This window comes from Rhabdochlamydiaceae symbiont of Dictyostelium giganteum, from assembly GCF_964291045.1.
Classification (GTDB): Bacteria; Chlamydiota; Chlamydiia; order Chlamydiales; family Rhabdochlamydiaceae; genus PALSA-1444.
Genome location: NZ_OZ197277.1, coordinates 1019552 through 1032815, shown reverse-complemented (window position 1 = coordinate 1032815; position 13264 = coordinate 1019552). Strand labels below are relative to the sequence as shown.

At 39.6% G+C, this 13264-nt stretch carries 9 protein-coding genes; 6 read left to right on the top strand and 3 right to left on the bottom strand.

What is annotated here, in order from left to right; genetic code table 11:
* Positions 1-26 precede the first annotated feature (26 nt).
* From ACI7T6_RS03595 to ACI7T6_RS03585, 3 genes are all read right to left on the bottom strand, one after another.
* Positions 27-587 (bottom strand): iron-sulfur cluster assembly accessory protein, encoded by a 561-nt coding sequence (locus ACI7T6_RS03595; protein ID WP_404665054.1) that lies wholly within the window; start codon positions 585-587, stop codon positions 27-29.
* A gap of 9 nt (positions 588-596) precedes the next feature.
* Entirely contained in the window at positions 597-860 is a 264-nt protein-coding gene (locus ACI7T6_RS03590; protein ID WP_404665053.1) for a 2Fe-2S iron-sulfur cluster-binding protein, read from the bottom strand.
* 129 nt (positions 861-989) lie between these two features.
* On the bottom strand, positions 990-1676 hold the full coding sequence (locus tag ACI7T6_RS03585; RefSeq protein WP_404665052.1) for a hypothetical protein: 687 nt from the start codon (positions 1674-1676) through the stop codon (positions 990-992).
* Positions 1677-1869: 193 nt separating this feature from the next.
* Between ACI7T6_RS03585 and ACI7T6_RS03580 the strand changes: the two genes are divergently transcribed.
* The 6 genes from ACI7T6_RS03580 (at position 1870) to ACI7T6_RS03555 (ending at position 13139) form a co-directional block, all read left to right on the top strand.
* A complete protein-coding gene (locus ACI7T6_RS03580) occupies positions 1870-3180 on the top strand; it encodes a PhoH family protein (protein ID WP_404665051.1) in 1311 nt (436 codons plus the stop codon).
* 21 nt (positions 3181-3201) lie between these two features.
* Positions 3202-4086, top strand: a complete 885-nt coding sequence (gene cyoA / locus ACI7T6_RS03575; RefSeq protein ID WP_404665050.1) for a ubiquinol oxidase subunit II — start codon at positions 3202-3204, stop codon at positions 4084-4086.
* Positions 4083-6005, top strand: a complete 1923-nt coding sequence (locus tag ACI7T6_RS03570) for a cbb3-type cytochrome c oxidase subunit I (RefSeq protein ID WP_404665049.1) — start codon at positions 4083-4085, stop codon at positions 6003-6005. Before cyoA ends, ACI7T6_RS03570 begins: the two co-directional genes overlap by 4 nt.
* Entirely contained in the window at positions 6002-6619 is a 618-nt protein-coding gene (locus ACI7T6_RS03565) for a cytochrome c oxidase subunit 3 (RefSeq protein WP_404665048.1), read from the top strand. Before ACI7T6_RS03570 ends, ACI7T6_RS03565 begins: the two co-directional genes overlap by 4 nt.
* The gene (locus ACI7T6_RS03560) at positions 6616-6942 is read left to right on the top strand and encodes a cytochrome o ubiquinol/quinol oxidase subunit IV (protein WP_404665047.1); all 327 of its coding nucleotides are present in this window, start codon (positions 6616-6618) and stop codon (positions 6940-6942) included. The genes ACI7T6_RS03565 and ACI7T6_RS03560 overlap by 4 nt, the downstream gene beginning before the upstream one ends.
* Positions 6943-7514: 572 nt before the next feature.
* The gene (locus tag ACI7T6_RS03555; protein WP_404665046.1) at positions 7515-13139 is read left to right on the top strand and encodes an NEL-type E3 ubiquitin ligase domain-containing protein; all 5625 of its coding nucleotides are present in this window, start codon (positions 7515-7517) and stop codon (positions 13137-13139) included.
* Positions 13140-13264: the final 125 nt, after the last annotated feature.

Below are 13264 nucleotides of genomic sequence, written 5' to 3'. Positions count from 1 at the left end.
TCATTGAGTGATCTTTTTAAGGTTTTCTAGTAGCTTTGAGATTTCCCGCAACCACAAGACCCTTTCACATTAGGATTGGTGATTTTAAAGCCTGAACCGTTAAGTCCATCTACAAAATCAATCACACACCCTTTAAGACGGTCAACAGAGTTTTTCTGAATGTGGATCTCTACCCCTTCAGAATGAAAGACAGCATCTTCTTCAGAGGGAGCTTCTGAATAGTCAAGAACATATTCAAATCCGCTGCAGCCGCCGGCTCGATCTGCAAATCTTAATCCCCACCCTTCTTTTCCTTCATCTTCTAAGATTTCTTTATATTTTTCTGCAGCTCTAGGAGAGAGTGTAATGGTGGATAAGTCGATTTTTTCTTGAAGAATGAGATTGAGTTTTGCAAGGAGTTTTTCTAGATGTTCTTCATTAAAACCGTGACCTAAGACCCCGCCTTCCAACGTTTCCCAAACAGCTGCGCCGCATCCGACACAATTTAGACCTGCATTCATCATCTCTTGAGCAAGCTTTTGGCTTCTTTGAGGAAATGCGGTTAAAATTTGTTCGATTGTCATTTCTTTTGTAATTTGATCTGTCATTGATTTTCCTTAAAACTTAATTTTTACGCATCCACCTTGAAGCTTGCATTGACATGCAAGCCGCTCATTTCCAAGGTCTCCTAAGAAGTCTGCTTCTTCTTGATTGAAGTCAGAGAGATTTTCCATCCCTTCTACAACTTCAATGACACATGTTCCACAGATTCCTTCTGTACAAGCAAAAGGGACTCCTGCTTCTTCGCAAATGGAGGCGATACCTTCTCCATTTGGAACATCAAATTCTTCACCATTGTGTTCAAAGATTAATTTGCCCATAGCTATCTATTACACCTCAAAAAGGGGTTAAAATCAAGGGAATGTTTCCTGTAAAGCTTCTCAAGAGTTTGTTCTTATCTTAGAAAACATTCCACGCCTACTTTTTTTGATAAAAGAGAGAAAATGACTTTAACTCTTCAGTACAGCTTGAATATGTTCACACCCTGAAAATCCGCATGTGCATCCAAGAGGGGTTCCTAAAAACACAGTGTATTCTTCTTTTGCATCAGAGGGGTTTTTCACGTTGTAGAGTCTTGGCGTTTTCTCTTCAATATCCCATACCCGGAACTTAAGTTCCTCTAGAGAAACAACATCGTCATCTTCTTCTATGAACGCATCAGTTGATCCTAATACGTGCTCCATGATTTGGCAGTGAGGGCAGTTGCAATCTGGCTCAGAAGGAGATAAGAGATTAGGCTCTTCTGAAATAAGGGTTTGTAAAATAGGGACAAGTTTTTCCATAAGTTCAGGGGGGAGATTTGGATGATCTTTCTTGTCTATATCGTGTTGAATAAGCGCTGAAAACCCTTCAAAATTAGGAAAGAGAAAGGGAAGTGGAAAGGGCGGGGAAAAAGCTGCCGCTTTGATTTCTTTAGCAGGCTCTTGAAGAGACTCTTCTAGAAACTTTGCGTGAGCTAGAAAAAGAGTTGTAATCTCTTCTTGTTTTAAATCAGGAATGAAGACTTTATCTCCGCTTTTAAGCTCCACAATCACGATTTGCTCTGAAGAATCTCCTTTAGTGTGAAAGGAGACAATGTTTTTCCATGATGTGGAAATGTAAGGAGGAATTGATACGATCTGACTTGTGATTTTCATAAGCACCTTCGCTCTTTTAAATTCCATTATAATGCATGATCTTCATCTGATCAACAAAATTAGCGCTTTTTCATCATAAGTGCTGAAAATGTGTTTTAAGCTGTTGATTATCAGTAATATTATGAAAACAATTGATATTAGAAAAGAAATTCTATATGGTGAGATAAAAAAATCAATTACATAGTAGAGGCGTATGGCAAGAAAAGTATTTATCATTGATACCAATGTACTCATTCATGACAGGGATGCCCTAAAGCAATTTCATGAAAATGATGTTGTGATTCCGCTTGCTGTTCTTGAAGAGCTCGATTCCATGAAAAGAAATAGCGATGAGATTGGAAAAAATGTGCGGTATGTCCTGCGTTATATCGACTCTTTAAAAGCTGAAAGGGGAGATTTAAGTCAGGGGGTCATGATTGAAAACGGGATTTGTATTAAAATCCATATGGATTTAAAGCTTCCTGAAAAAAGACATTTCCCTTTTCCCTTAGATAGAGCAACGCATAAAATTCTTCTCACGGCATCTATTTTTAAGGAATCTGGCTACCATGTTGTGCTTGTCTCTAAAGACTTTGTAACAAGGGTAAAAGCTGAATCGATCGGCGTTGAAGCAGAAGATTATGAAAACTTAAAATTCTCTTACGAAAAGCTTTATAAAGGGATAAGAAAACTTAACATTCCCAAGAGTGATCTTGACCTCTTTTTAAAAAATGGACAACTATCTTCTCATCTAGAGAATCTCTCTTCTAATGAATATGTGCAAATGGTATCAGGGGATGAGGGCAAAGCTTTAGGGAAGATGAATGGCATCACTCAAAGAATTGAGCCTCTTCTCAAACTCCCGAAAAATATTTGGGGCATCTTACCTCTTAACTTAGAGCAAAAGTGTGCCATTGATCTTCTCCTTCGTGATGATATTCATCTTGTGACATTAATTGGGCAAGCAGGGACGGGAAAGACCCTTCTTGCGCTTGCAGCTGGTCTTAAAAAGGTGTTTGATGAGGGAGTTTATACCAAGATTTTAGTGAGTAGACCGATTATGCCTTTAGGGAAAGATATTGGATATCTTCCAGGAACTAAAGAAGAGAAGCTGTACCACTGGATGCAGCCCATTTATGACAATTTAGAATTTCTCTCTTCTTCAGCCACAAGTGAAAAGAATGGAGAAGATGCTAAAGAGTGGATTTTAGAGAGTAAAAAAATTGAGATGGAAGCTGTCACCTATATCCGGGGAAGATCGCTTCCTAAGATGTATATCATCATTGATGAGGCGCAAAACCTCACCCCGCATGAAGTTAAAACCATTATATCAAGAGCTGGCAAGGGGACTAAAGTGGTTTTAACAGGAGATCCAACTCAAATTGATAATCCGTATCTTGATCAAGATTCCAACGCTTTAACCTATGTGGTAGGAAAAATGCGAGGATATCCTAATTATGGCCACGTTTTCCTTGAAAAAACAGAGAGATCTGAACTTGCAGCGATTGCGGCAGATATTCTTTAGAAGGTTAATAGGTATTTTCAAGTGAAAATAAAAATTGCTGGCTGGATCTTAGGGAGTATTGCCGTGATAGGGGCACTTGCCTTTTTTGCTGAAAAGCTTTTAGGGAAGCTCAATATGGTCATTCTCTCTCCTAAGGGAGTAATTGGTTTAGAGGAGAGAGATTTATTCATCACAGCCTTTTCTCTCATGCTCATTGTTGTGATTCCTGTTTTAGTTCTCATGATCTCTTTTGCTTTTTTCTACCGGGCTAAAGATTCTATTAAAAACTATGCTCCAGATCTTGAACATAACCATTTTTTAGAAGTGATATGGTGGCTGATTCCCTTAGGCATTGTGGCCATTTTAGCTGTCATGGCTTGGAGAAGTAGCTACTCTCTAAATCCTTATAAACCGCTTGTCTCTGATGAGAAGCCTCTTGTGATTGAGGTAGTAGCTCTTGAATGGAAGTGGCTCTTTATTTATCCAGAAGAAGAGATCGCCTCTATTGGAGAGATCTATTTCCCTCAAAATAGACCTATTCAGTTTAACATTACAGCAGATGCTCCCATGAACTCTTTTTGGATTCCAGAACTTGGGGGGCAAATTTATGCCATGGGAGGGATGCAAACACAGCTTCACTTAATGGCAAATGAAGAGGGGGAGTTTTACGGAATGTCAGCCAATTTTAGCGGCAAAGGGTTTTCTGAAATGACGTTTAAAGCAAAAGCCGTGACAACTCAAGAATTTGAGAAGTGGAGTCACAATATTTATCAACTCTCTTCTCCTTTAACACAAGAAGAATATAGAGCTCTTAAAGTTCCAACGACTAGTCATGCAGTCACATTTTACCGTGTAGAAGACCCTAAGCTCTTTCATAAGATTCTCATGCAAGACCCTTCTTTAACAATAGACAGGCTAGCCTCATGATGGGAAGACTCTCTCTTCATGCCTTTAAGCACGATATGATTGAATATGCAGCCGGGTTTTCGATGTTTTTAGGGCTCATTGGTGTGATCATCCTTTTAACGTATCTCCATAAATGGAAATGGCTATGGAAGGAGTGGCTCACATCGGTTGATCATAAAAAGATTGGGATCATGTACATTGTTGTCTCTTTTATCATGCTCTCAAAAGGGCTGATTGATGCAGGGATGATGAGAGCGCAGCAAGCCATGGCAGTTGAGGGTTCAATGGGGTATTTAAGCCCGTCTCACTTTCAGCAAATTTTTACCGCTCACGGCGTCACGATGATTTTCTTTGTAGGTATGGGAGTCACATTTGGGATGATGAACCTTTTGGTTCCTTTACAAATTGGAGCAAGAGATGTCGCTTTCCCTTTTTTAAACTCTTTAAGCTTTTGGCTCTTTAGCTCAGGCTCTTTGTTTATTTTAGTCTCACTTGTTATTGGGGTGTTTGCTGGCACGGGATGGACAGCATACCCCCCTCTTTCTACGTTAGAGTATAGTCCAGGAGTAGGTGTGGATTATTGGCTATGGAGCGTGCAGATTTCAGGGGTGGGAACTCTTCTTTCTGGCATTAACTTTCTTGTGACGATTTTAAAAATGCGGTGTCCTGGAATGACGCTCATGAAGATGCCGATTTTTGTGTGGGCATCGCTTGCAACTGTGCTACTTGTGATTTTTGCTTTTCCCATACTGACTGCAACAGCCAGCATGCTCACAACCGATCGGTTGATCGGGACCCATTTTTTTACCTCTAATCTAGGAGGTAACCCCATGATGTATGTGAATCTCATCTGGGCATGGGGACATCCGGAAGTGTATATTTTAGTGCTTCCCGCATTTGGGGTTTTTTCTGAAATTGTGTCGGTCTTTTCTCAAAAAAGGCTTTTTGGCTACACCTCGATGGTAGCTGCTTTAATGGGTATTGCCTTTCTCTCTTTTCTTGTATGGCTTCACCACTTTTTTACCATGGGAGCAGGAGCGAATGTAAATGCATTTTTTGGCATTATGACCATGGTGATTGCGATTCCTACAGGTGTGAAGGTGTTTAACTGGCTCTTTACCATGCATAGGGGAAGGGTGCATTTTAAAACACCTATGCTGTGGTTTTTAGGGTTTATCGTCACCTTTACACTAGGAGGTATGGCAGGTGTGTTAATGGCCATTCCAGCTGTTGATTTTCAGCTACATAATAGCTTATTTTTAGTCGCTCATTTTCATACAGTGATTATTGGAGGGGTTCTCTTTGGTTTTTTTGCTGCCTACTCTTATTGGTTCCCTAAATTTACAGGGTTTAAGCTCAATGAAAGGATCGGTAAATATGCGTTTTGGTGTTGGATCATCGGTTTTTTTGTCGCCTTCATGCCGCTTTATATCTTAGGCCTTATGGGAGCTACGAGAAGACTCTCTCACTATAGCGCATCTTTAGGATGGCAACCTCTTTTTATTGTGGCATCAATTGGCGCGCTTATCATGTTGATCGGGTTTGGACTTCAAGTTCTTCAGCTTTATATAAGCATCAAAGAACAAGATCAAGACAAGACAGGAGATCCTTGGAATGGAAGAACGTTAGAATGGATGACAGCGTCACCTCCTCCTTTTTATAATTTTGCAACTATTCCCATCGTTACAGAAAAAGATGCATTTTGGGTACTCAAGCAGCAAGGCGTGAAAAGGGAGCAGTTAAGTGATGAGCCGTTTCATATGCCGAAAAATAGCGGAATTGGCCCCTTTATTGGAATGCTCAGTTTTCTTTTGGGATTTGGGATGATTTGGTATTTATTTTGGCTAGCCATCATTAGCGCTATTTTGATTCTTGGCGCTCTTTTTGTGAGATTTTATACAAAGGAGACAGAGTTTACTGTCTCTAAGGATATGTTATGAGAGGGCAAAGAAAAGATAAGATAGAGCCTCATCTTCATGCCGTTAAGGAGCAAGAGGCGCTTCATGAAAAAACAGTGCTGGGTTTTTGGATCTATTTACTTAGTGACCTCATTCTCTTTGGAACTCTTTTTGCGACCTATTTTGTTCTCTTTAACCCTGAGGTTATGAAATCACTCCAAGGAAAGGGGTTTCAAGAGTCGTTCTTGATGCAAACAATCACTTTTGTAACGTTAAGTGCAATATCAGGACTTAGTTTAAGCTTTCTTTATCAAAATAAAAAACAGGTTGCTGGGGTTTCTCTAGCTTCGATCCTTTGTCTTGGATTCATTTTTTTAAAGTTGCAAATGCAGCAGTTTCAGCAGTTAACCTATCAAGGGTACAGATGGGATAGTAATGGATGTCTTTCTGCATTTTATACCGTGATAGGAACGCACACGTTGCATGTGATATTAGGACTTTTATGGACAGCTCTTTTGCTACTTTCTTTTAAAACGAAGTTAAATCTAAGAGTGCATATCAGAAGAGCTAACTGTCTAAAACTGTTTTGGCAATTTCTCAACATCGTTTGGGTGCTTATTTGGTCACTTATCATCTTAAAAGGAGCGGCCTTATGATGAGTTATTCTTCTAAGTGGAATCAGAAATTTATTCCCACAATAACAGGGTGGGCTCTTTCATCTCTTATCATATTAGGGACTTACCTCACCATCAAAATGAAACTCGTGAGTAGTCACTGGATATCACTAACAGTGATAGTGCTCTCTTTTTTGCAAATTCTTGTCCAAATGATCTGTTTTCTTCAAATAGGATTTGAAGAAAACTCTCAGTGGGGTATGGGTATTTTAGCTTTCACGTTATGCATTCTTTTTGTTGTGATTGGAGGATCTCTTTGGGTGATGAATAACCTCAACCATCAGATGATGGTAATGGGGGCTTAAAAAGAGATCCTTTTTCTCAAGAATTTTCCATCTGTAGTGCTCTATCTAACCTAAAACAGCCCTAGATTGACTCTAGTTATTTTTCCGGATTTTTCGATGGAGGGGAAGCATCTACTTTACTATGATTTCGGATGTGTTGCATTTGTCTTGGGGAAAGGGCTTAAAATGAGCTGAAAAAGTAGATAAAAGTTCCTGGGAAAAGAGAATTATAAGCATTTTTTTCTATATTTTGAAACCTTATGCAACAAAGGAAATATTTTATATGAACTCTCTTCAAAATTCTAGTTTTGAAAGAAGTCTATTGATTATTTGAATGCATTTTCTCAAAGCAAGGCCGTAAGATTGCTAATATTATATGATTGTATAGTGTTCATATTGAGCATCATCTCATCTATTTTTCTCTTTGGTATAAGAGGCTATCCATTTTGTGATTGCCTATGGATAAGGGCAACACACTCTAAGTATTTATAGGCCCATGTAATACGCCTTTTCTTTTTATATTTTTTTTAATGCAATTAAATCAAAAATTATGAAAGATATAGACCTTTATTAAAAAAATATTGAGGATCATAGTGCATATTTCAAATATTAATTGCTCGCCCCTTCACCACATCACTCAAGTGACTCATCTAGAAAATACAGAATCTTATAAGGTCATTTTGGCAGAGGAATTAGAGCAATTAAATGCGGAAGAATACTTGCCAGATCAAATTTTGATTAAAGGCAATGTGGATATTTGTGGCTCTAATGGGAGTGCTTTTATTCTTTTACAATCTAAAGATGTTGAAATAGAGGGAGCGCTGATCTGTAGAGATCAATCTCTTGCTGATTTCTCAGATATAGAGGAGGTCAATTACCTTGATAAGGACTTTTGCTTTTTGCCTCACAAACTTAAAGTCAAAGGAGATGTAACTTTTTCTTATTTTTCTGGACTTTCTTCTTTACCTGAAAATTTTGAAGTGGAGGGGAGTTTAAGGATACTGCACTGCACCTCTCTTACGGCGTTACCTAAAAAACTTAAAGTAAAGGATTTTATTTACCTGTTGGGGTGTACAGCTCTCACACATCTTTCTGAAGGACTTGAGGTAGGCGATTATCTTAGCCTCTCTGATTGTACAGCTCTTACAGAATTCCCTAGACCTAAAGTAGGGGGATCCCTTCATCTATCAGGATGTACAGCTTTGACACACCTTCCTGAAGGCCTTGATGTACCCTATTCTCTTAATATTTCTGATTGCCCCTCTCTTACAACACTTCCTAAGGGCCTTAAAATTAGAGGCTCTCTTACCCTTTCAAGATGTATAGCTTTGACGCATCTTCCTGAAGAACTTGAAATAGAACAAGATCTTGATCTTTCTTATTCTACAGCTCTTACCGCAATACCAAAAGGGCTTAAAGTGGCAGGATCTCTTAGTCTATTAGGATGTACACATCTTCAAACTCTTCCTGAAAAACTCGATGTAGAACAAGATCTTAACCTTTCTGATTGTACATCCCTTATGGAAATACCTAAGGGATTTAAAGTGAAAGGATCTCTTGAACTACAGGGATGTACAGCACTCACTCTTCTATTCCAAAAGCTTGAAATTGGAAAAGATCTTAATCTTTCTGATTATACAGCTCTTACAGAAATGCCTAGAGGTCTTAAGGTAGGCAGATCTCTTATTTTGTCAGGAAGCACAGCTTTAACACATCTTTCTGAAGGGCTTGAGGTTGAAGGCGATCTCTATCTTTCTGATTGCATATCTCTTACAGCACTCCCTAAGGGGATGAAAGTTAGAGGCTCTCTTAATCTATCAAGATGTACAGCTCTTCAAGTGATCCCTAAAGAACTTAAGATAGAACAAGATCTTGATCTCTCTAACTGTACATCTCTTACAGAAATACCGAAGGGACTTAAAATAAGAGGCTCTCTTAAGCTCTCAGGATGTACAGCTTTGACACATCTTCCAGAAGGACTTGAGATAGAACAAGATCTTGATCTTTCTAACTGCATATCTCTTACAGAAATACCGAAGGGGCTTAAAGTAGGAGGCTCTCTTAAGCTCTCAGGATGTACAGCCATTACACATCTTCCTGAAGAACTTGAGATGAGGGGAAATCTTGACCTCTCTGATTGCAAGGCTCTTACAGCGATATTGAAGAGGGTTAAAGTGGGAGGCTCTCTTAAGCTCTCAGGATGTACAGCTTTGACACATCTTCCTGAAGAACTTGAGGTAGAAGAAGATCTTGATCTTTCTGATTGTACAGCTCTTATTATCCTATCTAAAGAACTTAAAGTGGGAGGCTCTCTTAAGCTCTCGGGATGTACAGCTCTTCAAATTTTCTCTGAAAAACTTAAGGTAGGATTAGATTTTCACCTCTTTGATTGTACAGGTCTTACAACACTGCCTAAAGAGCTTAAAATAGGAAGGGCTCTTTATATCTGGCAATGTACAGCTCTTCAAGCTCTTCCTGAGGAACTGGAAGTAGAACAATATCTTACTATCTCTTACTGCACATCTCTTACAACGCTACCAAAAAAACTTAGGGTAGGGATGAGTTTTGACCTGTCTAGATGTACAGCTCTGACGCATCTTCCTGAAGAACTTGATGTAGGGCTTAATATTAACATCTCTGATTGCACGTCTCTGACAACTTTACCAAAAAAGCTTAAAGTAGGGGGCTCTCTTAGTTTATCAAGCTGTACAGCTTTGACACATCTTTCTGAAGAACTTGAGGTAGAAGGAGATCTCGATCTTCCTTGTTGCACAGGCCTTACAGTCCTATCTAGAGGACTTAAAGTAGGAGGATCTCTTAACCTATATAGATGTAGGGATCTTACGCAGCTCTCTGAAGAGCTTGAGGTAGAAGGGGATCTCGATCTTTCTTATTGTACAGGCCTTACAGTCCTACCTAGAGGGCTTAAAGTGGGGGGATCTCTTAACCTATCTGAATGCAGGGCTCTTACACAACTTCCTGAAGAACTTGAGGTACAAGGAGACCTCAATCTTTCTGATTGCACGCGCCTTACAGTCTTACCTAGAGTGCTTAAAGTGGGGGGATCTCTTAACCTATCTGAATGCAGGGCTCTTACACAACTTCCTGAAGAACTTGAGGTAGAAGGAGACCTCAATCTTTCTTATTGCAGAAGCCTTACAGTCCTACCTAGAGGGCTTAAAGTGGGGGGATCTCTTACCTTATCTGAATGTAGGGCTCTTACACAACTCCCTGAAGAACTTGAGGTAGAAGAGGATCTCGATCTTTCTGGTTGTACGTCTCTTATAGCACTACCTAAAGAGCTTAAAGTGAGTGGATTTCTTAGCCTATCTGGATGTAGGGCTCTTACACAACTCCCTGAAGAACTTGAGGTAGAAGGAGACCTCAATCTTTGTGATTGCAGAGGCCTTACAGTCCTACCTAGAGGGCTTAAAGTGGGGGGATTTCTTAACGTATCTGGATGTACGGCTCTTACACAACTCCCAGAAGAACTTGAGGTAGAAGGGGATCTCGATCTTTCTGATTGTACGTCTCTTATAGCACTACCTAAAGAGCTTAAAGTGGGCGGATTTCTTAGCCTATCTGGATGTACGGCTCTTACACAACTCCCAGAAGAACTTGAGGTAGAAGGAGACCTCAATCTTTCTTATTGCAGAGGCCTTATAGTCCTACCTAGAGGGCTTAAAGTGGGGGGATTTCTTAACCTATCTGGATGTACGGCTCTTACACAACTTCCAGAAGAACTTGAGGTAGAAGGAGACCTCAATCTTTCTTATTGCAGAGGCCTTACAGTCCTACCTAGAGGGCTTAAAGTGGAGGGATTTTTTAATCTATCTGGATGTACGGCTCTTACACAGCTCTCTAAAGAACTTGAGGTAGGAGGAGATATTGACCTCTCTTATTGTGCGTCTCTTATATCCTTACCTAGAGGGCTTAAAGTGGAGGGATTTTTTAATCTATCTGGATGTACAGCTCTTACACAGCTCCCTGAAGGACTTGAGGTAGGAGGAGATCTTAATCTTTCTCATTGCACATCTCTTACAAAATTTCCTAAGGAGCTTAAAGTGGAAGGATCTCTTACTTTAAGGGGATGTATAGCACTTCAAGTTCTCCCAGAAGAACTTAAGGTAGAAGGAGACCTCAATCTTTGTGATTGCACAGGCCTTACAGTCCTACCTAGAGGGCTTAAAATAAAAGAAAGTCTTGATATATCTGGATGTAGAGCTCTTATACAGCTCCCAGAAGAACTTGAGGTAAGAGGAGATCTTACTCTTTGTGACTGCACATCTCTTACAAAACTTCCTACGGCGTTTAAAGTGAAAAAATCCCTTAACCTATCTGGATGTAGAGCTCTTATACAGCTCCCAGAAGAACTTGAGGTAAGAGGAGATCTTACTCTTTGTGACTGCACATCTCTTACAAAACTTCCTACGGCGTTTAAAGTGAAAAAATCCCTTAACCTATCTGGATGTAGAGCTCTTATACAGCTCCCAGAAGAACTTGAGGTAAGAGGAGATCTTACTCTTTGTGACTGCACATCTCTTACAAAACTTCCTACGGCGTTTAAATTGGGAAGAACTCTTAACCTATCTGGATGTAGAGCTCTTATACAGCTTCCAGAAGAACTTGAGGTAAGAGGAGATCTCACTCTTTGTGATTGCACGTCTCTTATAGCACTCCCCAAAGGGCTTAAAGTAAAAGGATCTCTTAATCTATCTGGATGTACAGCTCTTCAAGTTCTCCCAGAAGAACTTGAGGTAAGAGGAGATCTCACTCTTTGTGATTGCACGTCTCTTATAGCACTCCCCAAAGGGCTTAAAGTAAAAGGATCTCTTAATCTATCGAGATGTACAGCTCTTCAAGTTCTCCCAGAAGAACTTGAGGTAAGAGGAGATCTCACTCTTTGTGATTGCACGTCTCTTATAGCACTCCCCAAAGGACTTAAAGTAAAAGGATCTCTTAACCTATCTGGATGTACAGCTCTTCAAGTTCTTCCAGAAGAACTTGAAGTAAAAAAAGATCTCATTCTTTCTGATTGCACAACTTTTACTACATTCCCTAATTCCCTGAATCTTGGTGGAAATTTATATTTAGTAGGGTGCCGTAATCTAACATCTTTACCCAATTGGATCATCACTCTAGGCTTTTGTGGTAATGGAGAGAGACGTACAATTGATCTCACGGGCTCTGGGCTCTCTCCTACTGTTATTACTAGATTACAAGAAGAAGCTCTTCACGTGGAAGGAATTCAGTTTCATTTTTCTATGGAATCGGAAGAAGAATACATCATAGAGTTTAATACTCTCCTCTCAGCTCTTGAGTTTTGGCAAGAAAAAGCAAAAAACAGATTGATGGATTTTGAAAAAGTAGGTCATCAGCTCCATCAAACTCTTTTAGCAGCTCAAGATCACCAAAACCTCTTACAATTTCTTCACCGTCTGACAGGAACTGCAGATTTTCGAAATGGTGTAACGAAGGAAGCGCTTGCAGGGCGGATTCTCCAAATCGTTCAAATGATGAGTGAAGATGAGGAGTTTTGCCATCATAGTGCTTTGTTGATTCACCAAGGGCTAGCCTCTTGTGATGACCGTGTCATGACTACGTTAAGTGAGATAGGGCTCTACCACAAACTGAGAAAACTTCAAGACATATCGATCACTGCTGAAGAGCTCAAAAAGGCAGGAAAAGGATTTTTCTTACTGGAAGAGCTGAATAAAAAGATTAAAGATTATATCAAAACACTTCTTTTTGTAGATGAAGTGGAAGTGTACATGGCATTTCATATTAGGTTGCAAAAGATGTTATCTCTTCCACTAGAGAGTAAAGAAATGCTCTTTAGACGGTGTGTAGCGATTTCGGATCAAGAAATAGATGCCATCGGAAACCGTATTTTAGAAGAGTTATCAGAATCTTCCTTTGAAGCCTTTTTATCTACCTGGGATCCTTGGAAGTGCTATCAAAGACGACAATCTATCATCACTTGGGACTCTCTTCCTCTAGCAGATAGAAAGCTCTTACCCACTGATATGTGCCCTTACCTTCAAGATAGGCCAGAGCAACCTGTACTCTATAGAAATGTAGTTTACGATTACGGTGCATTCATTCGAAGATATGTTGAAAAAAATAGGGATTTATATGGGGAGGCTATTCAAATGACTGAGCTTTTTCAAATGGAGCCTGATCCTAAACCTTCAAGGATTTCTGGAGAGTCTAGATAAAGAAGGTAGGTTAATTCTGCAAAATAAAGACATTTTTTATTGAAAAATCTTGTCAAATAGCGTAAATGCATAGAGCTGTGCTTAGTGTTGCAGCTCTTTTAAATGGTGGATTTATCAACAGCTAT